This is a genomic window from Algoriphagus resistens, from assembly GCF_001442615.1.
GTDB lineage: Bacteria > Bacteroidota > Bacteroidia > Cytophagales > Cyclobacteriaceae > Algoriphagus > Algoriphagus resistens.
On the sequence record NZ_LMXN01000005.1, the window covers coordinates 145,100 to 167,778 of the forward strand.

Sequence of the window (22,679 nt, forward strand, 5' to 3'; positions counted from 1 at the left end):
AGTTTTGTGAGCGTGGATGTTTTGACAACCTCTAAGAATTTCGAACAGAAATCAATAACTTTCCGTTGAGCACTAAAAGCCGAATTATTATGAGAAAACTGTTTCTGATCTTATCTGTACTAGTGAGTGTTTGGTCTTGCTCTGAATCTGAACCTGAAGTCTACACTGGCAAGAAACTAGAGTACCGGCTACATAAAGCCAGTGCATTTGATTATTCTGGTCAGCTTACCGTCCGGGAACTAACAGATGGGAATCTGGAGCTGACAGTGCAGCTAGTAGGTGAGACAAGCAATTCGGCGACGGCATTTCCTGCTCATTTGCACTATGGGAATTACTCCGATCCAGAAGCTCCGATGGCTTTTATGCTAAACCCTGTAAGTGGTGCTGATCTTCGAAGTGAGACAATTCTCGGTTCATTGATGGATGGAAATAAACTGAGTTTTGAAGATATGAAAGAGTTTGATGGACACGTGAAAGTTCACTTGGCTAGTGAGGGCCCGGATTACAAAGTGATTTTGGTGGCAGGAGATATAGGGTCAAATCTAGATGAAACAGTGGAATTTGTCGCTGCCCAGATGACAATTTGTTCACCTGACTTTTAATAGTATTTGCCAGCTAAACAGAAAAAGCAGCTGAGAAGCTGCTTTTTCTGTTTATAAACGTCATTGATTACTCAATCACAACAGGGAAAGTGATGTCCAGATCGGATTCTCCTCCCGCTTGTGCATAGTCTGTAAAAGTTGGATTTGTCGCTCCGGGATAGCTTTTGTCCAATGCATGACGGAGTAAGATCTGCATGTTGGCATTGTTGAGTGTCGGGCTTTGGTCTACCTTCACTATGCCTTTCAATCCAAGGTTTATCCCGCCTTCGTCGTCATATTCATAGGTAAGAATAGGTGTGCCTACAAAAGCTGAACCTAAGAAATAGAACTGATGCTCATCTGATTCTTCACTGATTTCTTCAGTGATATCTTCTCCTGCTACGGAATTATAAACAGAAATGGACATCTGGTAAGTCTTGCCTTTAGCCAACATCACTGTTTCTATCTCAGGTGTAGAACCTATTTCTATACCTTCGGTATCAGAAGCCGTGAAGTCAAAAGGCTCTCCCACTTCATCTCCGTTTACATCAATTTCCTGAAAAGTGAGGGTTACATCAGTAATCAGTTCTCCGTCATTTTCCGGTACGGGATCTTCGCTGTCGCAGCTTAAGATGGTGAATGAGATCAAAACTAGGGCAATAAGGTAAAGTTTGTTTGTCGTTTTCATAAGTTATTGGTTAGAATTCATAATTGATTTTTAGAAGAACATTTCTTCCCATATCATAGGTGAAGTACCGAAAGCGGTTCATGTAATCTTTGTAACTGGTATTGAACAGGTTTTGTACCTGCAGCCCTAGATTCAGCTTATTTTCTCCAAGGGTGAGCTGCTTTTGATAGGCTAAATTGAAAAGGGCATAAGCAGGTGGGGCAGGAGCAATATCAAAATCAGGTTCTCTGTTTTGCCTGGCAACAAGGACATTGCTCAAGGTGATTTTATTGGTCCGTGAATCCGAGGCTTTCGCAAAATCATAACTGACACCCCAATCCATTCTGTTGCTGGGAATAAACGGGAAATAGCTGTCATTATCTATGTTTTTCGCCTGAACGATGGAGCCTTTCAGGTAGCCATTGATCTTGGTGGTAAATTGATAGCTTCCTGCAAAGTCAAACCCGTAGAAAAAAGCGTTTGCCTGCACGTATTCATATACATTGAATGTTCCTCTTAGGCTTACATACGTTTCACCTGTAGGGTTAAGGTAGATGTAATCACGGATAGGATTCAGATAAGCTGTGAATTCCAAATGGGTTTTTTGCCCATCATACTGCAGTTCATTGATCCACTTAAGGGATTTCTCCGATTCCAGATCAGGATCACCGATTTCTACCGCTGCAGCTCCATGATGTAGCCCTTCACTAAATAACTCATTCACATTCGGGGATCTCCATGCTGAACCAAGGTTCGAATTGAATGTAAGATCAGGACTAATATGATAGAGTCCACCGATAAAAGCCGAGAGGTTTTGATAAGCAAGATCTGATGTTCGCAATTCCTGGTTGATGTACCTTGCTGTACTTACATTTCTGAAATCATATCTTACTCCAGCTTCAACTTCCAGCGGTCCTTTCGAAAATTTTTCCATTGCATACAATCCGGCATTCACCATGTCATAGTTTGGGATCAAGGGCGTCACCCCAGTTCCAGGTACATTCGTATTAGCTTGCTGGATAAGGCTGATGCCCCATGTTCCGCTCAGTTCATTCTTATGTGTGTGGTTTACATAGAGGTCAATAGTATTGGTGTAAAGTTCCAGATCCAAGCTGGCCTTCTTGTTTAGATTTCCCCGTCTCTTATCAAATTCCTGTCTGTGGTTTAGTTGGAAACCGTATTGAAAGTTTAATTTCCAGCTTTCAGAAATGTGATAATGTGACTTTAATTTAGCTAGGTGATGAGTTACCCGTTGCTTTGGATTAACGATGTCATAGCTGAATTCCCCGTCTGCAAATGGGCGACCATTTTCGATGATATCTTTCAGATCCGAAAGATTTCCGGTATGTGAATCCTTCAGTATCCCCAGTTCTGAATGAAAAAGGCTGTAATAGGCTTCAATACCAAGTTTGGTGCTGCTATAGCCAAGTGAAGTGCTTAAGTTTAACTCATTCACTCCGGTGTTTTCTTGGAAATATCCGGGAGACTTCACATTGCCTGATCTTTTGGCGGAGCCCTGGATCCGGTAGCCTAATCCTTTGATTTTATCTGAACCACCAACATGGGCCAAATTTAAATTGCCCATCCGACCATTCGTACCGCCTACAAAGTTAAGATTTGTCTTGCTGGTTTTTTTTGTAGGTAGAGGTGCTGGGTTTACCAGTATCACCCCGCCCATCGCCTCAGGTCCATATCTTACAGTTTCAGCGCCTTTTATCACGGTGATTTCATCCGCGAGAAAAGGATCAATCTCAGGTGCATGCTCAGCTCCCCATTGCTGTCCTTCCAGTCGAATGCCATTATTCATAATCATAATCCGATTACTATGCATACCATGGATTACAGGTTTTGCTATACTGTTTCCGGTAGAAAATGTAGATACACCAGAGATGCGCTTTAAACTTTCTCCAAGATTCTCACCTCTTGATTCCAGCAGGTTTTCGCCATACAATGAAGAGACGGCAGTAGTCGTTTGGACCGCATCACGGTGACCATGGATTTCCACTCCGCTCAGTTCCATAGCTTCATCTTCCAGCCTATAGGTTTTGCTGAATGTATTGGATTCTATTTTCACAATATCCCTAATATCCTTATGTCCAAGGTATTGTATCGTAATTGTATAAGTTCCGCTACACAGGTTTTTGACTGTGAAATTCCCATTCTGATCACTTACTGCCCCTTCCTCTGCCTCAACAACCCACACATATGCTGCCTCAATGGGTTCATTGTTTTCCAAATGGACAATTTTTCCCCGGATAGAAAAGTTGCAATTCTGGGCATTGGCTTTAAACCCAAACAGCAAAATCAGTGTTAAGAGTATTCCTGTTTTTAAATTCACAATGCAAAAATAAGATGCGTCGGAATTATTAACTAGGATATTTGAAACAAAGTTGCATTAATAGGATGGATGGTTAAAAATGGGAAGTGATGCGGTGATTTGGACTGAGAATAGATGATGGTGATGGCTGGATTTTAGCAGTCAAACTTATTCTGTTTTAGCTTTGGTAAGAAGGACAAAAGCTTATTGGTTTTAATGAAGACTAATCACAATTTCATTTAAAAGAGACGGAAGCTTATAGAAACTGCGTCATTTTATGCCGTCAATTCTTAACTGAAAATTCTATTTCATACTTTTAGTCAATGGAATTTGCTATAGTAGATATTGAGACCACGGGAGGAGCTCCAAAGAATGGTGGTATTACCGAGATTGCTGTTTTGATACACGATGGGAAATCGATTATCAGAGAATACCAGACACTGCTTAACCCCGAGCAGGCAATTCCCACTTATATTACAGGATTGACTGGGATCGATAATTTCATGGTAAGACATCAGCCCACTTTTTCGGCAATTGAGGGAGAGCTTTGGGAGTTGCTCAATGATAGGGTATTTGTGGCGCACAATGTTAGTTTTGACTATGGCTTTCTTCGTGAGGCGTTTTTGAAAGTTGGCAAGGAACTCAAGACTCCAAAACTCTGTACTGTTCGATTAAGTAGAAAGGTCTATCCAGGCATGGGATCCTATAGTCTTGGTAGACTTTGCGAAAGCCAAAAAATACAGATTGAATCCAGGCACCGTGCGATGGGTGATGCAAAAGCTACAGCTATATTGTTTGATCGGATGATCAAATCCGACTATCAGATCATCAATCAATCACTGAAGAAGAATACAGGAGAAGGCTTTTTGCCTCCTAATTTTCCCCATTCAAAATTCAAAGAAGTCCCTACAGCATGTGGTGTTTATTATATGCTGAATGAGCATGGCAAAGTAATCTACGTAGGGAAGGCGGTAAATATCAGGGAGCGGTTTAAGAGTCATTTTTCCGGACAGCTACTCCCAAATCTGAAACAAAAACTTAAAGCCGAAGTTTTTGATCTGAAATGGGAACTTACTGGAAGTGAATTTATGGCTCTTTTATTTGAAGCGTTGGAAATCAAAAGATTATGGCCAAAATATAATTCCGCTTTGAAACTTCCTAAGCGCATGTTTGGCTTATTTCACTACGAGGATAATTCAGGTTATGGAAGATTTCAACTAGCTAAGATTACCAAGTATTTCAGGCCGATTGAATCCTTTTTCTCTTTGGAAGAGGCGAACACATTTCTTAAAAACGGTATTACTACTTATAACCTATGTCCCAAATTATGCGGAATCAGGAAAGTAAATTGTGATCCTGAAGAGGAAATGTGCTGTGATGGCGCATGTGATTTTACTGAGGAACCAAAAGAATACAATAAGCGTGTGGCAGAATTCATGGAAAAGATAAGGGAGAGCCAAAAAGAAATCCTCATCAAATTGGAAGGGCGAAACCCTGACGAAGCTGCATATTGCATGTTTGAAAGCGGGATGCTAAGCAGATTCGCCTACCTGGGTATTGAGCAGATAACCGATGATATACCTTCCCAACTTGAGCTGGTGGCGCAAGTGCCTGAAACCTATTATATCCTTCGTCAATATATCCATCAGATCAGCCCAGAGCAGATCATGGTTTTGGAAACCCACTGAGATTAGCTATAAGTTGGTAGCATTGAATGTGTCTCCTTGATTGATGTCTCCTGTTTCAAAGCCTTTTTTAAACCATTTCATTCGTTGGGCAGAGGAGCCATGGGTGAAAGAATCAGGTATTACACGACCTGTAGCTTGCTTTTGCAGACGATCGTCTCCGATAGCGTTTGCTGCATTTAATGCTTCATCCAAATCTCCCTTCTCCATCCAACCAATTGATTTTTGACTGTGGTGAGCCCAAACTCCTGCCAGGAAGTCTGCTTGCAGTTCTAATCTTACCGAATATTGGTTGTACTCTTTTTCGCTCACCTGACCTCGCAGCTTGTGCATTTGATCAGTGATGCCCATGATTTTTTGAATGTGATGTCCAACTTCATGAGCTATGACGTAGGCCTGGGCAAAATCTCCGGGAGCATTCAGTTTCAATTCCATTTCTCGGAAAAAGCTGAGATCTATGTATAGTTTTTCATCCCCCGGGCAGTAAAATGGGCCAGTGGCACTGGATGCCATTCCGCAGGCGGAAGAGACCTGTCCGCTAAAAAGTACCAGAGTAGGTTCCCTGTAGTTTTCCAAAAGATTATTCCATACATCTTCGGTATCCGCTAAAATGGTTTCGCTGAAAGCAGCGAGCCGATCTTCCTCAGCAGTGGGTGTATAGTTGGTCTCAGTGGTAAAACCTTGGCCACCTTCGCCAAGGAATCCCCCTAGAAAAGTAAGAGGATTGGTACCGGTGATCACTGAGACAGCAATCACAATCCCGGCAATGATCAGTCCGGTTTTGGAAAATAGAATCTTGATCAGGGGGCCAATAAGCATTGGATTAAATCCACCGCCCCGCATACCGCCACCGCTTTGCCCCCTTCTATCCTCTACATTTGAGCTTCGTCTTCTTCCTTCCCATTTCATATGATTGTTATTTGTCGTTTAAAGACCACATGGACTCTTTGACGATTAAAATCATCATTGCCCTGTGTATGTAATGATGATTTTAGTCGTGCCGATTTCATATGATTATAATTTGTTTTTAAAGGCATATGGAATCTTGCATGGGAGATAATCATCCCAGAGGGGAATCCCTTAGGTACGGGATCATGCTCGATTTCAATGCATAAAAAGCTTGATTTTGTCTAAAATTAACCAAATTGGGCAATTACACATTCTTCTTTATTTATTTTCGAAAAAAATTACTTAATCCATTAACCTATGAATAATATAGTTTTTCAAAGATTTTCACTAAGTCTTGCTTTCGTTTTTGCTATTACACTGGTTCAAGCCCAGACGGGGGTGGGGGCAAAACCTGAAAAAAGAGCCAAAATGTATCTGGATGGTTCCAAGAAGTCCCTCGAAAAAAACTGGGAGTATTGGGAAGGCCCAAGATTTAAGGCTGAAATGCCTATCAAATGGCCGGAAGTGACAGATCCAGTAGATGGAGGAAAGGCAATAAGCAGTAATGATCCAGCTGCTGCAGGAGGACTTTATGGAGCAGCGGATATAGTCACCAAAGACAAATTTGAAGATTTTCGCGCACACGTAGAATTCTTTATTAAAAATGAGGGAGGTAATTCCGGAGTCTATCTTCAAAATAGATACGAAGTTCAGATTCTGGACGGAGATTATGGAGATCATGGCATGGCTGCCTTGATCAATGAACATATTCCAACTTCCAAAGAGTACTATGGCATTGGGAAGTGGAATGCTTATGATATTGTGTTTAAAGCAGCTCGGTTCGAAGACGGCAAACTAATAGAAAAGCCTCATGCTACTGTTTATCTAAATGGGGTTAAGGTTCATGAGGACAAGGAGATACAGCAGGTTTGGGGAGGGCCTAATTCAGGTCTGGATGGAGGAAATGATGGCGGAAAGGGGATAACCGATACTCCGGGAGGATTAAAGTTGCAAGCAGAAGGCCATGATGTTTATTACAGGAACGTGTGGATTAAGAAGCTTGATCTGGATGGGAAGTCAACTGATTTCTAAAAACTAAGTGCAAAAAATCTATTCAGTTTTTTTGCACTTAGTTTTAATTCTGCTCCAGGAGATGTAAAAAGGCTGTTTTTCAATCTTAATTCACCTGGAGCTACATCTGGATTAGATGCTGACTGAATAAAGCAACTAACTGTTTTTCAGTTACGGCCTGAGTTTATATCAGAGTAGCTTTAATCGGAGTAATCATAATTTGGGTAGTATATTCTTTAAAGGGTACTCATCGGTTAGCCATTTGTCTGAAATCAAATTCCGGTTCCAATGGCAATAGATTCATTCGAATATTTTGGGCTAGACATCGGATTAAAGTTCCGAATGGAGAGTGCACTAGTGGGATTTATAACTTCAAAGAAAGCTAAGATTTACTTGAAGTGAGTGCTATCCTTTGCTTTTCTTGAATTATTCTGCGAATATAGATTAATTCGGTTTAATAATTTGATAGAATTGCAGGTTTTCTTGTCAAAAAGAAGAAAAATGGTTTGTATTCCTGTTGAGTTGCCCGGGATTGGTTTGCAATTATTGTATAACCTCTTTTAATATCCCTGTACCTATGCCAATCATTTTCCAATCTGATATTTCCAAGTCAATCACTGCCAGCATTCCAGGTTGCAATCCAAGGTAATTTTCATCGGAAATATGTGCCAGAAGAAGGCTAATGGTAGGATTGTGTCCGACAAATAGACAGGAATCAACCGAAGGGGAAGTTTTTTCCAGCATAGCAATCATAGCTCCCATGCCTCCCTGATAAATGTCCCTGGAGTAAATTTTTTCTTTTATAAAAATGTGATTTTCTATCAATTCAGCAGTTTCTAAGGTGCGTTGGGCAGAAGAACAATACATCAAATCGACTGATTTCAACTTTTGACCTAGTCCTAATCCCATGCGAATCAGTTTTTCTCTACCTTTTTTTGTGAGTTGTCTTTGAAAATCCGAATCTTGAGAAAAACCTGCTTCCCCGTGTCTTAGTAAAAACAATTGCTTCATGATAAGTGGTTTATGTCATAAAAAGTATCTGTCACTTTAATCAAAAATCCCACCAATTTGAGACTGGTCTAGTTTAAATATTTGGACGAGAATACAATGCCATCTATTTTTAGCTTTTCTAAACGGGCTTGAACCCCCAGAAATATTGCTTTTTATGTCAAAAAACCTTGTTATCGTCGAGTCACCTGCTAAAGCCAAAACCATTGAGGGATACTTGGGCAAAGACTATAAGGTAGCATCCAGTTACGGTCACGTTCGGGATCTACCTAAAGGCGATAAAGCGATCGATATTAAAAATAGATTTAACCCTACTTACGAGGTTACAGCTGATAAAAAGGATGTGATCAAAAATCTCAAAGCTTTGGTAAAAGATGCAGAAACTGTCTACCTAGCGAGTGATGATGACCGCGAGGGAGAAGCTATTTCCTGGCATTTAAAAGAAGTATTAAAGCTTAAGGATGAAAACACCCGGCGAATTGTGTTCAGAGAGATCACCAAAAATGCGATTACCAAGGCAATCGAAAATCCCCGGGGAATTGATATAGATCTTGTAAATGCCCAGCAAGCCAGACGTATATTGGATAGACTGGTGGGTTTTGAACTTTCTCCCATTCTTTGGAAGAAAATCAAAACAGGGCTTTCTGCTGGTAGAGTGCAGTCCGTGGCAGTCCGTCTTATCGTTGATAGAGAGCGGGAAATAGAAAAACACAAAGCCAAATCAAGCTTTAGGATCACAGCTATATTTGAGGTGGAAGGAAGAACATTCCAAGCGGAACTGCCAAAGAAATTTGATACTAAAGCTGAAGCTGAAGAATTCCTCAAGAAGTGTCTTGAAGCTGATTTTTCCGTTGCAAACCTTGAGAAAAAGCCAGGAAAAAAATCACCTGCCGCACCATTTACAACTTCTACGCTTCAGCAGGAAGCGAGTAGAAAGCTTTATTTCTCAGTAGCGCAGACGATGTCTGTAGCACAGAAATTATATGAAGCGGGTAAGATAACCTACATGAGAACAGATAGCGTAAATCTATCAGATGATGCCATGGCTTCTGCCAAAAATGCAATTCATGGTTCATATGGACAGAAATACCATAAATCAAGAAAATTCACAACGAAGTCTGAAGGTGCCCAGGAAGCTCACGAAGCCATCCGGCCTACCGACTTTGCCAACGCCAATGTATCTGGGGACCGTAATGAGCAGCGTCTATATGAGCTGATCTGGAAGCGTGCTATCGCTTCGCAAATGGCTGATGCGGAATTGGAAAAGACTATCATTACTGTAGATATTTCCAACCAACCTCAAAGTTTGGTGGCTTCTGGAGAGATCATCAAGTTTGATGGATTTCTAAAAGTTTATTTGGAAGATACAGATGACGAGCCGGAAGAAGATGAAAGCAACGAGGGCAAAGCACTTTTGCCTCCATTGACTATCGGTCAGAGCTTGAACTTACAGGAAATGAAAGGCCGGGAAACATTTTCCAGACCTGCTCCTAGATATACTGAAGCATCGCTGGTGAAGAAGTTGGAAGAACTTGGAATCGGTCGTCCATCCACTTATGCGCCTACAATATCCACGATCCAGAAACGAGAATACGTGATCAAGGAATCTAGAGATGGCACACCTAGAGATTATGTGGAAATGATTATCGCCAAAGGGAAATTTAAGGATGCGACCAAAACTGAAAACACAGGAGCTGAGAAACAAAAGCTCTTCCCTACCAATATTGCGATGGTGGTAAATGATTTTTTGGTGGAACATTTTCCAAATGTGATTGATTTTAGCTTCACGGCAAGAGTCGAGAAGGAATTTGATGATATCGCCGCAGGGGGACAAGTTTGGCAGGATATGCTAGATTCCTTTTATGGCAAATTTCACAAGAATGTGGAGGATACCGAACAGGTTTCCAGGCAAGATATCAATTCCGGTCGTGAGCTTGGTAATCACCCTGTGAGCGGCAAGCCAATAATCGCAAGATTAGGAAAATTTGGACCTTTGGTGCAAATAGGAGATTCAGAAGACGAAGAGAAGCAGTTTGCAAGTTTGAAAAAAGGGCAATTTATCGAAAATATTACCCTAGAGGATGCACTTGAATTATTCAAATTGCCTCGTGACATCGGGATGTTTGAGGATAAAAAAATGGTGGCGGCGATCGGCAGATTTGGCCCTTATGTTCGTCATGATGGTTCTTTCGTCTCCCTTCCAAAAGAAATTGATCCATTAAGTGTCACCGAGGAGGAAGCTATTCAATTGATCAAAGACAAGCGGGAAGCAGATGCAAAGAAGCATATCAAATCCTTTGATGAGAACCCTGATATCCAGATCTTGAATGGAAGATGGGGCCCTTACATCAAGATGGGGAAGAACAATTATAAGATCCCTAAGGATAAGGAAGCTGAGGCTTTAACTTACGAAGAGACTATTCAGATCATTGAAAATCAGCCGGAGCCTAAGAAAAAAGGTGGACGGTTTGCCAAGAAGAAATAATTCCTTAAGGATTTCCTTAGCATATGGACAAGCCTAATTCAATTCTAATGAAGATTGTTTTAGGCTTGTTTTTGGTTTTAGGAAGTTTTTTCTCCTTCTCACAAACCGTTTTCAGGGGAACTGTAGCTGATTATGATACAGGAGAGCCCATTGCTGGCGCAACCATATTTCTGGCAAATACAACCTTGGGTACATCTTCTGACAATGAAGGGAAATTTTCAATTTATTTACATAACGGAAATTATGAGGTGATCATCAGAATGCTGGGGTATGAGGGCTTAACATTCAATCTACCAGCAGCAATGGTGAAGCCGCAAGGCTATAAGTTTTTGTTAGTCGCAATAGATGAAGAATTAGAAACTCAGAACGTAGATGACACCCGTGATCAGGTTTGGTATAGAAATCTTGCTGATTTCAAGCGATATTTTTTAGGAACATCACGTAATGGGGAATCCACAGAAATAGAAAATGAGTTATCTATGATCCTGGACGATCAATCACTCCCAGGTCATTTGATAGCATCCTCCAGAGATATTCTAAAAATCAAGAACCCGAATTTAGGCTATGCAATAGACTATCTGCTCAATGAGTTCAGGTATGATTACCAAAAAGGTTTTGTGTCATACAGTGGATTTCCGTTCTTCATTCCGGATTCCACTCTTTCTAAGAGAAAGCAAAGAAGAGTGGAAAGAAATCGTGTGGAAGCATATCATGGGAGTTTACAGCATTTCATTAAATCGGTATACTATGGCAGGACTATGGCTGAGGGATTTGAGATTAGAAGACTTTACCGTAAGGAGGATCCTGTTCATAGAGGGAAATTCATAGACAGTGTGGCTATTGACCCTATTACATCTATTGCAATCCGTAAAAACAGGGATAGAAGAGAATATTTGGAGTTCTCAGGTTATATTCTTGTCACTTATCTTAAGGAAAGAGAAAGTCCTCTATACCTCATGGGAATGCGTAGAGGAGCTAGAAATAGTCAATCCTCAATAATGCGAATGACGGTTGATTCAACTGAGATTTTTGAGAATGGAAGCCTCTTTGATCCCCTTGGTCTTGTGGTAGAAGGCTATATTGGTTGGGAGAGGTTCGGGGATATGCTGCCAATAGATTATTTTCCTGAAAACGATTATGAAGTTAGGGGGAACTAGTTTTTGGCGAAACTTGCTTTATTTTAGAAAATCCGGGTTTTTATAGCTTGGGTTAGGGTAGCTGTAGAATCCTTCTCCGGATTTGGTTCCCAATTTACCTTGATCCACATAGGTTTTTAGAAGCGCTGCAAAAGCTCGAGAAGCAGGATTTCTTTTGGAACTGGTAATGTGCCAAGCAGTATCCAGTCCCACATTGTCCAAGATTCCGAAGGGCCCAACGTCCACATTGAAATTTATCATCCAGGATTTATCGATAGCCTCCACTTCAGAGATTTCTCCGGTTAAAAGCCTTCCTGCCGCATCGATCCACGCTATCAGCAAGGCATTGAAAATGTAGCCGGAATTTTCCTTTTTAATCAAAATCGGTATCTGGTTAAGCTTTCTCCCAACGCTTTCCAAACTAGCAATTACCGCTTGTGCAGTACCTGCATGTGGCATAATGTCCACTACTCTTGAATGAAATACATCATGGAAATGAAATGCACAGAATTTCTCCGGCCTTCCCGATAGCTGAGCAAATTGGGAGGGAAGGAAGTAGGAAGTATTGGTGGTAAAAATCGTATGGGTTGGGGCCATTTTGCCTATTTCTTTCCAAACTTCGCTTTTGACTTCGATATTTTCGGTTACGCTTTCGCTGACCAGATCCACTCCTTCAAGAGCTTCTTTTAGATTATTGGTAAAAAAAATGCTTTCTATTGCCTGAATTTCCCACTCCCCTTTGCCTGATGAAGCCTTGTCCATCTCCTCTACTAACTTTTTCATGTTTAGCAGGGAGCTTATCAGGCTTTTATGATGAATATCATACACATTCACACGATATCCTGAAATCGCAGCCTGCAATGCAATTCTGGTCCCTAAGTTGCCTGCTCCTATAATTCCGATAGTATTTATTTTCATTAAAGTTTGATTTGCTACTGGTTAAACAGTGAATAAAGGATTTTAACAATTATCACCCTAGAGTTCGGTTTTCTTCATCTTAGTATTCGATGATTTACTTTCTTAGGTAGGCTGCTGCCTTGGAATGCAGTGTTTTTTTTGATTTTAATTAAATAGTTTTTAGCTTGGAGGGAGATGGCTAACCCATATCCGTCAGTTGGAGCTTATCTTTTTTCAAGGTAGAAAAAAGATGAAGAGTAAGCCTGAGTGAATGTATATTTTTACCGGTTAAAAACGTATTAACTGTCAAATCTGAAATTTATGGAGACTATGAAGGAAGTGATTTTTGAAAAGACAGGGTTACCTGAGGATGTTTTGCAGGTAAAGGACTCACCGCGTCCGGAACCAAAACCGCATGAAGTCCAGCTAGAAGTAAAGGCGAGAAACATCAATCCTTCTGATCTGCTATTTATTCAAGGCCAGTATGGAGTGCAGCCAGATTTACCAAGCAGTGCTGGGTTTGAGGCTGCCGGAATAGTAAGTATAGCTGATAAAGAGGGTAAATTCCCTGTGGGCACAAGGGTGATGTTTACAGCCCAAGGGACAACTATGGGAACATGGAGAGAGTATATCACTCTTTCGACGAAGCAGGTTTTTCCAATGCCGGAAGGGATGTCTTTTGAAGTAGCATGTCAGGCTTTTGTCAATCCTGTGACAGCCGTAGCCCTGATCAATAAATCCGGGTTGAAGGCCGGAGAATGGCTTTTGCTTACTGCCGGTGCTTCGGCATTTGGGAAATTTGCCCTTCAGGTAGCGAAGAGCAAAGGAATTAAAGTGGTTTGTACAGTGCGTCACGATGAGCAGAAAAAATATTTAGCTGACCTAGGTGCTGATTTGGTGATCAATACGGAAAAAGAAGAGCTAAAAAAGATAGTTTCTGATGTTGTGGGTGATGGGGTTTCTGCAGTTTTTGATGCCGTAGGCGGAGAACTAGGGGCCATGGCATTGGCCTGCATCAGGCAATTCGGGAAAATGTATGTCTTTGGAGTATTGAGTTTGCAAAATATGCCTCTCAATACCGGAATGATTATTTTCAAAGAAGTTACAATTGAAGGATTTTGGTTAAGTAGTATTTTACAGCGAATAGGTAGTGAAGAGCGGGCGAAGCTTTATAGAGAAACCCAGACTTTTCTGATGGGAGATGATACTAAGGCAGAGGTAGCAGGGAAGTTTCCGCTTGTCGAAGTAAAGTCCGCTATCGAGGCTTATAATAGACCTGGGAGAAATGGAAAAATCCTTTTGATCAGTTAATTTCTTTGAAATAGTTCTTCATAAAAAAAGGGATTCCCCATCTTTGCATTTCAAATCAATAAAACTGAACAGAATGAATTGGGATACGCTGGATAAAGAGCTTACCGAAATAGTAGAAAAGAGAAATCAACTTGCCGCAATGGATTATAGTGACGAAAGCTATGATGATCTGGAAGAAGAGCTTCATGACTTAGAAGATGATTTTAACGAAAACTACGAGGATAGACTTGAAACTGAAATAGAGAAAATCCAGGATAAGTTGCAGTCTGACACTGACATTCTTTTACCCACCGCCTACATTGCCAATGCTTACAAGCCCCTTTTACCTGATGCTAACGGTGTTGTTAGCTATGAAGTTTCTGGTCTTCAAGGTGTTCCTATTGAGTCAGAGCAATTTGACAAGCAGGATGTTCGCATAGTTTTGATCCCAAACCCTGCGCGATTTGTAATGCTGATCAATGGAAAGCAGTTGAAGGATCTTTGGAGAAGCAGATAATAGAAAGTATCAGGATATTAGTTTTGGGTATCTTGGGATTATTAGCATGATGATAGGTTTTATAATTATAATTTTAAAATCTAATTGATTTAGAAGGCCTGGCGAGTAGCCGGGTTTTTCTGTTTTTCACGGTTGATCCAGGTTGAAGATTACCGTAGATAGCATATACAGGTTATTATTAACAAGGCAAATGAACTAGGATTGAATATGGATTTAATTTAGAAGACCGCCGTTTATCCTATTTGGTCTTTCGAATTATGCCTAATAAACTAAAATTTAACCAATGAATTCAAAAAGAGTAGTGATTACAGGTTTAGGAGCTTTGTCTGCTCTTGGAAATGATGTGACGACCAATTGGGAGAATGCAAAGAGTGGAAAAAGCTGTGCCGGTCCGATTACTTATTTCAATGCCGAAAAATTCAAAACCAGGTTTGCCAGCGAAATCAAAAATTTTGACCCGACGCTGAAGCTTGATAGAAATGAGATCAAGAGAGCTGACCTGTATACCCAATATGGTTTGTATGCAGCTACAGAGGCTATGACTGATGCCGGTTTGGATGTTTCTCAATTGGCTTCCCCATTTGACGCCGGAGTAATCTGGGGGACCAGTCAGGGAGGCATGGGCACATTCGAAAAGGAAATGAAAGAGTTTGTGGGAAATGACTTAAACCCAAGATTCAATCCTTTTTTCATTCCCAAATATCTGGTGAATATGGCATCCGGTGTGATTTCGATGAAGTATGGCTTTATGGGGATCAATTATACACCTGTCACAGCATGTGCGTCTTCAAATAGTGCGATCATGGATGCCTTTAATTACATCAAGTGGGGAAAAGCAAAAGTGATCATTACCGGTGGTTCGGATGCCCCGATTACTGAAGCTTCCATGGGGGGATTTAATGCATTGAAAGCACTTTCTACGCGAAATGAAAATCCTGCTACAGCTTCTAGGCCTTTTGATGCACATAGAGACGGATTTGTAATGGGAGAGGGGGCAGCGGCTTTGATCCTGGAAGAATATGAACATGCAAAAAAACGCGGAGCCAAGATCTATGGAGAAGTGGTAGGAGCGGCGATGACTGCCGATGCTTATCACTTGACTGCTACACACCCGGAGGGAGCTGGCGCTATGCAATGTATGAAGTTTGCCTTGGAAGAAGCTGGCCTGACCATACAGGATGTAGCTTACTTAAATGCACATGCGACTTCTACGCCCACTGGAGATCTGAGTGAAATCAAGGCAATTTCACAGCTACTTGAGGGCAAGTATGAAAAACTCCATATTTCCTCTACTAAATCTATGACAGGACACTTGCTGGGCGCTGCTGGAGCGATAGAAGCGATCTTCTGCGTGAAGGCAATTACTGAAGGAATAGTACCTCCTACCATCAATACCGAGAACTTAGATCCGGCAATTCCTGCTGGAATTCAGATTGTTACTAAGCATGCTTTAGAGAAAAAAGTTAAGGTGGCCTTGAGCAATACCTTTGGTTTTGGAGGGCATAATGCTTCGGTGATCTTTAAGGAATTTGTGTAGCCTTTGAGGTCTAGAAGACCTCAATTTTTTTGTGGTTGATCTAACTAAATATGTCTCTGTCATACAGTAGCGGAGACATATTTAGTTAGATTGCAAATCTTATAGCAGCGCTAAGGAAATAAAAATCCAGAAAAGTGAGAGTTTACTTCGAGATTACAGATCCCGAAGTGCACTAAAGGAATATAAAAACCTTCAAGTTTTCCAGACCCCCAAGGCTAAAACTTATTTAAACCCCAGTTTAACTCTGACTCTATCCAGTAATTCTGCTCCGATCGCTTTGGCTTTTTCCTCGCCGGCAGCAAGTTTCATTTCGATTTCTTCCGGATGGTTCATATAGAAGTCAAATAACTCACGTTCTCTACGGTATGTATCCAGGATCAGCCCTAGCAATTCTTTTTTTGCATGTCCATAACCATAGTTACCACCTAAGTAATTTGCTCTCATTTGTTGGGTTTGCTCGGCAGAAGCTATCAGGCTGTATAGCTTAAATACGTTATCAGTATCTGGATCCTTTGGTTCTTCCAATTCTTTACTGTCCGTTACGATGCTATTGATGTTTTTCTTCAACGCCTTTTCCGGGAGAAAAATGTCAATAAAGTTATTATAAGACTTACTCATCTTCTGGCCATCCGTACCTGGGATTGTTTTTACAACTTCATCTATTCTTGCCTCCGGAATTGTCAAAATATCTTCGCCTACAATCCTATTGAACGTAGAGGCGATATCACGTGTCATCTCTAGGTGTTGCATCTGGTCTTTTCCCACAGGGACTAGGTCTGCAGAATACAGCAAAATATCTGATGCCATCAATACTGGATAGGTAAACAGTCCGGCATTTACGTCTGATAATCGTTCGGCTTTGTCCTTGAAGCTGTGCGCATTTGCGAGCATAGGAAAAGGAGTAAAACAGTTAAGATACCAAGTCAATTCTGCTACTTCAGGTCTTCTAGACTGGCGGTAAAAAGTAGTATGCTCTATATCCAATCCAAATGCCAGCCATGCTGCGGCCACCGCCAACGTGTTTTGTTTCCTCAGTTCACCATCTTTGGAAGTGGTGAGCGAGTGTAAATCTGCAATGAAAATGAATGATTCTTCCTCATTTTGCTTGATCAACTCTATAGCAGGAACGATCGCACCGAGAATGTTTCCCATATGTGGTCTGCCACTGCTTTGAATACCTGTTAATACTCTTGCCATTGGTCTGATTTTGGCGCAAATTAAGTAAATCAGCCTATAATACGTTTGAAATTATACGTTAATTGCGGGTATGATTCGAATTGAGAAGACCCTTTGCACCCTTTTATTCTTTTGTATCGTATCCCAACTAGCACTGGCTCAAGGTACTATAACACCAAAATTGATTTGGGCAGTGAATAAGGTTGATTTGGGAACTGTCCTGGAAGAGCAAGGACCGCAGGTAGCAGAATTTCAATTTACGCACACACAGGACTCCCTGTTTTTCATAGAAAAAGTCTTGACAGATTGTGGGTGCACTACTGTAGAATATACGCAGGATACTTTGCAGGTGGGAGAAAGCGGGACTTTACAGGTTTCATTTGACCCATCTTCGGGTGCTGGTTTTTTTTCCAGAATGATTGTAGTGAAGGGCAATCTATTTGGCGTTCAGGACACACTTTATATTGAGGGAAGAGCCATTCCCAGGGCTAGTAATCCTGAAGAAACTTATAGGACACGAAAAGGTGATTTGGGATTTAGGCTTTCCAAAATCAACATGGGGGAGGTATTGACAAACGGACCAAAAGTGAAGCAGGTGGAGATTTACAATTTTGGTGACAAACCTTTTTACAAAGACAGCCTGATGTATGTTGGCCCTGAATATATCCAGGTAGAGCAGCTTACGGATTCGATTATGCCCAATGACCGTGGATTGATTCAGTTGCATTATGATGGAGCAATGAAAAATGACCTGGGGTATTTCGAGGATCAAATTTCCCTCAACTGGCAAGACAGCTCTACTTATATTGACTTGGATGTGTTGGCAGATGTCTTTGAATACTATGCGCCATTTGCCAAAAATAAGCTGGGCTTGGTGCCACAGCTGGTCCTGGAGCCAAAAGAAATTGATCTGAAGACCATAAAAGCAACTGCTATTCAGGTCGAATATGTGACCCTAAGCAATAGAGGTAAGCAAGTGCTGGAAGTCAGGAAAATCCAGGGAAATTGTGAGTGCCTGAAACTTGAGCTGCCTAAAACAACCTTGGATCCGGGAGAATCTATTCAGCTAAAGGTAGTCTTTGATCCCAAAGAACGAAAGGGGATTGATCAGCGGAATATTTACATCTTCAGCAATGATCCTGTGAACCCGGTACAATTGTTTTTATTGAAAAGTAGAGTGGAGTAAGTAAAAAAGGCTTAAGTGAGGAAAAGAGATAGGAATCCGAATTATATAATGCTTTCTTCTCACATCAGTAAGAAATCATTTATACATATAATTGATGTTTTAGTCTAAATTTACCATTTAATTTACCTTTTCCAATAATTAGTTATACTTAAGCTGAAATGAGAATAAAACTGTTTTTTATTTATTTTTTGATTTTTTCGTTACCGGCTTATGCTGGAAAAAAGTTTGCATCACCAAGTGGGAGTTCGTCAAATTCCGGAAACTCTCTCACGGATGCCTGGTCTCTTTCATTTGCGCTTGGAGCTACATCTCCCTTAAACCCAGGTGATTCTTTGATATTAGCAGACGGTGTATATCAGGGCAATTATATTTCGGCAGTAAATGGGTCGCCCACTAAACCCATTATAATCATGGCTTTGACTACAGGTAAAGCCATTATAGATGTTAGCTTAAATAGATCAGCAGAAGCCGGAATTATTATCAATGGAAACAACACATGGTTCATTGGAATACACATTACATCTTCTGACACAAATAGACGATCGGATGATAGTAGTGGCAGTACTCCTCTGGCAAATACATCTGGTATTACAGTTTATGGGAATAACAACAAGCTTATAAACTGTTGGATTTATGATGTGTTGGGGGGAGGATTGGGACTTTGGAGGTCAGGGTTGAATCTTGAGGTTTACGGGTGTGTAATTTTTAATAATGGCTCTCAAGATGCTTTGCGCGGTCATGGCCATGGTATGTATATTCAGCATGATGACGTCAATTCACCAAAGAAGATTGTTAATAACTTCGTTTTTCAGAATGCGTCCCAAGGAATTAATATTTATACTACCAATCCCGTAAATCGAGGGATGATTATAGATAGCAATGTATCTTTTAACACTGGAGCTATGGCAGATTTTAATCCGGCTTTTTTTCGTCCTCCCCACAACTTGACTATAGGCTCTAAAAATAATTTCAGCAGTGATGTAAAGGTGCTCAACAATATTTTTTATTCTGACTTACAAGGAGGCAGGCTGAATGCATCACAAATTAGCAATGTAACCCTCGGAAGAACGTATTCTCCAAATGCAAATTTGAGCTTTATCGGTAATAAAGTCTATGGAGGACGAAGCCAAGTGGAATTTCTGCCTACCGAGAATTTAGAGTTTAGAAAAAACCTTTTGTACAATATTAATGGCAAGTTCATAGAATTACTAGGTGCGAATAAAACGTATTCTAGGGCAAATTGGAATTCGAATACCTACGTCAATTTTTCTTCCAATACTGCTGTTTTTGATGGTTCCAGCTTTTCCGACTGGAAAAAGTCTTATGGTTGGGATAGTGAAAGCCAGGTGATTTCTGCCGCTCAAAAATCAGTCGAAACTTTGATAGTCAGGAATGAATATGTTCCAAATCTTTACTACGTAACTATTCTCAATCTGGGCAGACAGGAAATCATTGACCTGGATTTTTCTGGATATGGAATAGCAGAGGGGCAAGATTATGTAATAAGGGATGTACAGAATCCTTTTGATCAGGGACAGAGAGTCGTTGCTAAAACGAAGGGTAATATGGTTTCATTTCCGATGAATTGGACTAAATCCATGCAGCCTAAGGGCAATATGCCACATCAGGTAAAGCATACGGATAAAACATTTGGAACATTTATCCTTGAATTTGCGAAAGCAGCGGAGACTAATCGTCCAGAGGTAAAAGACTCTGTGGTGATATACCTTGACAATAAGGGAAAAGCCAATCTGACTTCAGTAGATTTTTTAATTGGACAACCAGGCACAGATTTCACATTTTCATCTTCCCAGGGATTTGAGTTTGATTGCGATAAGTTAGGGCTGAATGAAATCACAATCACCTCTACACACTCCATTTCAGGAGATAAATGGGAAGATGAAACCAGTTTGTTTGTACTGGACACTATCAAACCTCATTTTAGTTCACTATCAAAAACCTTTGAATTTGATCCTTTGGTCGGTAAAGTTGAATTTAACAGGGATGACTTTGCTGGTATAGGTATTCAAGATAATTGTATAGGGGATTATGATATCACGTTTGGTAGATCCACGACTATAACTTGTGCGGACTTAGGGGAATATTATGAAAAAGAAAGACTTGCAGTCGATATCACTGTTTCGGATCAATCTAAAAATAAGTCCACGGTACGTTCTTTCATTACACTTAAAGTCATTGAATCTGCGAAGATTTCGCTGACAGCTAATACTGAATCCCAAGAAGGAGGATCGGTGAAATTAACTCTTGGCTCAGAGTTTCCATATAAAGTATTGGGTTGGTATAGGGGGGAAGGACTGTTGTCGTCCAGCGCTGAAAAGCAGCTTATAGTCACCAAACCGGGGTTATATAAAGCTAAACTACGTCCGGTAAATGGCTGTGAGGTATATTCAAAATCAATGGAGGTTACTATCGGAGATACACCGGAATGGCCTGTGGTGAAAGAAAAAATTGAACTGGAACTCGTTAAAGATGGTAAGGGAACGCTAAGCCCCGAGCAAGTATTTGTGGAGTGGCCAATCAGTTCAGAATTCACCGTGGAATTGAGCAAATTGGATTTCACCTGTGATGACCTTTGGTCAAATACTGTACTTGTCAAAATAACTGATTCGAAGGGGACAATTGAAGAAGAGGAAATTGAGGTGGTAGTCAGGGATAAATCAAATCCGGTCCTAGTCACCAAAAATGTAGAGGTGGTTGTTGATTTGTCTATAGGTAAAGCAGAATTGAAACCTGAGGATTTTATAGCTTCTCTCACGGATAACTGCGGAATAAAAGAAGTTAATCTAAGCCGACAGACTGTGGGCTGTGAGGAAATAGGAAAAGAAATAACAGTAGAAGTGGGCGCCATAGACTATGCGGGGAATGTCATGCAGAAATTGGCCAAAGTAATAGTTAAATCGTCTAATTCTAAGCCTTTGGCGATCAATGGCCCTTCATCTATCTGTCTTGGGGTTAGTCAACCACTGACTTTGACATCAGAAGCTGAGTTTGAAGTGCTACAATGGAGAAGAAATGGAATTGAGATTAGCGGTGCAACAGGCAAAAACTTGGAAATAGAAGAGGGCGGAAGCTATCATGCCATCGTGAGATATGCTGGTGGATGTCTTTTTGAAACAGCCAGATTCGAGGTAGAATCGCTTGTTAAGCCTAGCGGAGAAATCCTGGTGGATGGAAATATTCTTAGCGCACCGGAAGGTAACCTTACTTACCAATGGTTTAGGAATGGGGATATAATAGATGGTGCTATCCTGCGAACGCTGACGGTAAATCAAATAGGGGAATATGCAGTAGAATTGACCAACGAAGCAGGCTGTATGCAAAGGCTGGAATCAGTCACTGTGACTATATCAGGTCTTTTCAATCCAGGTCTTTTGGTATCCGGAGAACTCAAAATTTATCCAAACCCAGCTTCCTTGGAAGTTGAAATACAGGTGCTTGGAGATTTAAAATTTGCTGAAAACTCTATGAGGATTTACAATTCTTCTGGGAAAGAAGTCAGTTCCAATGTTGAGCTAGTGCATCAAAGCCCAAGTAAAGTAACCTTGGCAATATCCCGATTAGCCGCCGGAACTTATCTGATTAGGGTGGAAAGCACAGATAATAGGGCGTTTGTAGGCAAAATGATAAAACGCTAGAAAATATTGAAGATTTCGTTTTTTGAATTCTATTTTAACCACGGCATGGAGGTTAGAGGTATTCAACTGCAGAGAAAAACGGATACCTAAATAGAATGAGTCAAGAGAATCCTTCATATTCAATAGGAAGGGCATTTTGGCGATTCAATTATCTTCATAATATCCGGGTGGATAAAACGTGATTTTGAGCCATCAATTACAACCTAGGATCGTTTGCCTCTCCATTTCTCGCAGATCCGGCTATTGAATGTATTTGCGATTGTACATGCTGACTTACATAAATAAGAGAAATCAAAAAGGTGGTCAGCTTCATTTATAAAGTAAGTTATATACGAGGAGCAATCGCCGCACCATTTATTCAAATAAACCTAAAAGTATGTTCACGCGGGACAAGCATGCTCTAAGTAGGCTTAAGGAAAGGAAGATCCTGTTTCAGAAGATGCAGAATAATGCGCTCCATAAAATTATTCAAGTGTAAAAATTGGCAAGGCATAGAAAGAAGCAGCATAGCCTGCAAGGGAATAAGACGGAAGCTGTGTTTTCCACCCCACCTTTCGTATGTCTGGTAGTGAAATTTTAACT

The 22,679-nt window shown here is 40.8% G+C and carries 16 protein-coding genes; 10 read left to right on the plus strand and 6 right to left on the minus strand.

Features of this window, described 5'->3' with window-relative positions; translation table 11 throughout:
* Positions 1 to 89: 89 nt before the first annotated feature.
* Positions 90 to 602, plus strand: coding sequence for a hypothetical protein (locus AS141_RS11205; protein WP_057937756.1), 513 nt, complete (start codon positions 90 to 92; stop codon positions 600 to 602).
* A 67-nt stretch (positions 603 to 669) separates the two neighbouring features.
* Here the strand turns inward: AS141_RS11205 and AS141_RS11210 are convergent, their stop codons facing one another.
* Positions 670 to 1,269 carry a hypothetical protein gene (locus AS141_RS11210; RefSeq protein WP_057937757.1) on the minus strand — a complete coding sequence of 200 codons (600 nt, stop codon included), beginning with the start codon at positions 1,267 to 1,269 and terminating at the stop codon, positions 670 to 672.
* Positions 1,270 to 1,279: 10 nt separating this feature from the next.
* Positions 1,280 to 3,586: a TonB-dependent receptor gene (locus tag AS141_RS11215; RefSeq protein ID WP_082632263.1), complete on the minus strand. Its 2,307-nt coding sequence runs from the start codon at positions 3,584 to 3,586 to the stop codon at positions 1,280 to 1,282.
* 302 nt (positions 3,587 to 3,888) lie between these two features.
* Here AS141_RS11215 and AS141_RS11220 point away from each other — a divergent pair, with 302 nt between their 5' ends.
* Entirely contained in the window at positions 3,889 to 5,253 is a 1,365-nt protein-coding gene (locus tag AS141_RS11220; RefSeq protein WP_057937758.1) for an exonuclease domain-containing protein, read from the plus strand.
* 6 nt (positions 5,254 to 5,259) lie between these two features.
* Here the strand turns inward: AS141_RS11220 and ypfJ are convergent, their stop codons facing one another.
* Positions 5,260 to 6,159 (minus strand): KPN_02809 family neutral zinc metallopeptidase, encoded by a 900-nt coding sequence (gene ypfJ, locus AS141_RS11225; protein WP_057937759.1) that lies wholly within the window; start codon positions 6,157 to 6,159, stop codon positions 5,260 to 5,262.
* Between the two features lie 297 nt (positions 6,160 to 6,456).
* Between ypfJ and AS141_RS11230 the strand changes: the two genes are divergently transcribed.
* Entirely contained in the window at positions 6,457 to 7,230 is a 774-nt protein-coding gene (locus AS141_RS11230; RefSeq protein WP_057937760.1) for a 3-keto-disaccharide hydrolase, read from the plus strand.
* 522 nt (positions 7,231 to 7,752) lie between these two features.
* Here AS141_RS11230 and AS141_RS11235 read toward each other — a convergent pair.
* Positions 7,753 to 8,220, minus strand: a complete 468-nt coding sequence (locus tag AS141_RS11235) for a SixA phosphatase family protein (RefSeq protein ID WP_057937761.1) — start codon at positions 8,218 to 8,220, stop codon at positions 7,753 to 7,755.
* Between the two features lie 154 nt (positions 8,221 to 8,374).
* On the opposite strand from AS141_RS11235, the gene topA reads away from it, so the two are divergent.
* Positions 8,375 to 10,702: a type I DNA topoisomerase gene (gene topA / locus AS141_RS11240; RefSeq protein WP_057937762.1), complete on the plus strand. Its 2,328-nt coding sequence runs from the start codon at positions 8,375 to 8,377 to the stop codon at positions 10,700 to 10,702.
* Between the two features lie 47 nt (positions 10,703 to 10,749).
* Complete coding sequence (locus AS141_RS11245; protein ID WP_057937763.1) at positions 10,750 to 11,859, plus strand: carboxypeptidase-like regulatory domain-containing protein; 1,110 nt, start codon at positions 10,750 to 10,752, stop codon at positions 11,857 to 11,859.
* An 18-nt stretch (positions 11,860 to 11,877) separates the two neighbouring features.
* Here the strand turns inward: AS141_RS11245 and AS141_RS11250 are convergent, their stop codons facing one another.
* The gene (locus tag AS141_RS11250; RefSeq protein WP_057937764.1) at positions 11,878 to 12,756 is read right to left on the minus strand and encodes a 3-hydroxyacyl-CoA dehydrogenase NAD-binding domain-containing protein; all 879 of its coding nucleotides are present in this window, start codon (positions 12,754 to 12,756) and stop codon (positions 11,878 to 11,880) included.
* 300 nt (positions 12,757 to 13,056) lie between these two features.
* On the opposite strand from AS141_RS11250, the gene AS141_RS11255 reads away from it, so the two are divergent.
* The 3 genes from AS141_RS11255 (at position 13,057) to fabF (ending at position 16,079) form a co-directional block, all read left to right on the plus strand.
* On the plus strand, positions 13,057 to 14,046 hold the full coding sequence (locus AS141_RS11255; protein ID WP_317043033.1) for a zinc-dependent alcohol dehydrogenase family protein: 990 nt from the start codon (positions 13,057 to 13,059) through the stop codon (positions 14,044 to 14,046).
* 73 nt (positions 14,047 to 14,119) lie between these two features.
* Positions 14,120 to 14,542, plus strand: a complete 423-nt coding sequence (locus tag AS141_RS11260; RefSeq protein WP_057937765.1) for a hypothetical protein — start codon at positions 14,120 to 14,122, stop codon at positions 14,540 to 14,542.
* A 283-nt stretch (positions 14,543 to 14,825) separates the two neighbouring features.
* Complete coding sequence (fabF, locus tag AS141_RS11265; RefSeq protein ID WP_057937766.1) at positions 14,826 to 16,079, plus strand: beta-ketoacyl-ACP synthase II; 1,254 nt, start codon at positions 14,826 to 14,828, stop codon at positions 16,077 to 16,079.
* 222 nt (positions 16,080 to 16,301) lie between these two features.
* Here fabF and trpS read toward each other — a convergent pair whose 3' ends face one another.
* The gene (gene trpS / locus AS141_RS11270; protein WP_057937767.1) at positions 16,302 to 17,276 is read right to left on the minus strand and encodes a tryptophan--tRNA ligase; all 975 of its coding nucleotides are present in this window, start codon (positions 17,274 to 17,276) and stop codon (positions 16,302 to 16,304) included.
* 70 nt (positions 17,277 to 17,346) lie between these two features.
* Between trpS and AS141_RS11275 the strand changes: the two genes are divergently transcribed.
* Together AS141_RS11275 and AS141_RS11280 are read left to right on the plus strand one after the other, a co-directional pair.
* Positions 17,347 to 18,441: a DUF1573 domain-containing protein gene (locus tag AS141_RS11275; protein WP_057937768.1), complete on the plus strand. Its 1,095-nt coding sequence runs from the start codon at positions 17,347 to 17,349 to the stop codon at positions 18,439 to 18,441.
* A gap of 158 nt (positions 18,442 to 18,599) precedes the next feature.
* Positions 18,600 to 22,097 (plus strand): T9SS type A sorting domain-containing protein, encoded by a 3,498-nt coding sequence (locus tag AS141_RS11280; protein WP_057937769.1) that lies wholly within the window; start codon positions 18,600 to 18,602, stop codon positions 22,095 to 22,097.
* The last annotated feature ends 582 nt before the right edge of the window (positions 22,098 to 22,679 follow it).

Bases quoted from the DNA above. Each gene is read 5' to 3' on its own strand.
- AS141_RS11205 (WP_057937756.1), top strand. From the start codon at position 90: ATGAGAAAACTGTTTCTGATCTTATCTGTACTAGTGAGTGTTTGGTCT.
- AS141_RS11210 (WP_057937757.1), bottom strand. From the start codon at position 1,269: ATGAAAACGACAAACAAACTTTACCTTATTGCCCTAGTTTTGATCTCA.
- AS141_RS11220 (WP_057937758.1), top strand. From the start codon at position 3,889: ATGGAATTTGCTATAGTAGATATTGAGACCACGGGAGGAGCTCCAAAG.
- ypfJ (WP_057937759.1), bottom strand. From the start codon at position 6,159: ATGAAATGGGAAGGAAGAAGACGAAGCTCAAATGTAGAGGATAGAAGG.
- AS141_RS11230 (WP_057937760.1), top strand. From the start codon at position 6,457: ATGAATAATATAGTTTTTCAAAGATTTTCACTAAGTCTTGCTTTCGTT.
- AS141_RS11235 (WP_057937761.1), bottom strand. From the start codon at position 8,220: ATGAAGCAATTGTTTTTACTAAGACACGGGGAAGCAGGTTTTTCTCAA.
- topA (WP_057937762.1), top strand. From the start codon at position 8,375: ATGTCAAAAAACCTTGTTATCGTCGAGTCACCTGCTAAAGCCAAAACC.
- AS141_RS11245 (WP_057937763.1), top strand. From the start codon at position 10,750: ATGAAGATTGTTTTAGGCTTGTTTTTGGTTTTAGGAAGTTTTTTCTCC.
- AS141_RS11250 (WP_057937764.1), bottom strand. From the start codon at position 12,756: ATGAAAATAAATACTATCGGAATTATAGGAGCAGGCAACTTAGGGACC.
- AS141_RS11255 (WP_317043033.1), top strand. From the start codon at position 13,057: ATGGAGACTATGAAGGAAGTGATTTTTGAAAAGACAGGGTTACCTGAG.
- AS141_RS11260 (WP_057937765.1), top strand. From the start codon at position 14,120: ATGAATTGGGATACGCTGGATAAAGAGCTTACCGAAATAGTAGAAAAG.
- fabF (WP_057937766.1), top strand. From the start codon at position 14,826: ATGAATTCAAAAAGAGTAGTGATTACAGGTTTAGGAGCTTTGTCTGCT.
- trpS (WP_057937767.1), bottom strand. From the start codon at position 17,276: ATGGCAAGAGTATTAACAGGTATTCAAAGCAGTGGCAGACCACATATG.
- AS141_RS11275 (WP_057937768.1), top strand. From the start codon at position 17,347: ATGATTCGAATTGAGAAGACCCTTTGCACCCTTTTATTCTTTTGTATC.
- AS141_RS11280 (WP_057937769.1), top strand. From the start codon at position 18,600: ATGAGAATAAAACTGTTTTTTATTTATTTTTTGATTTTTTCGTTACCG.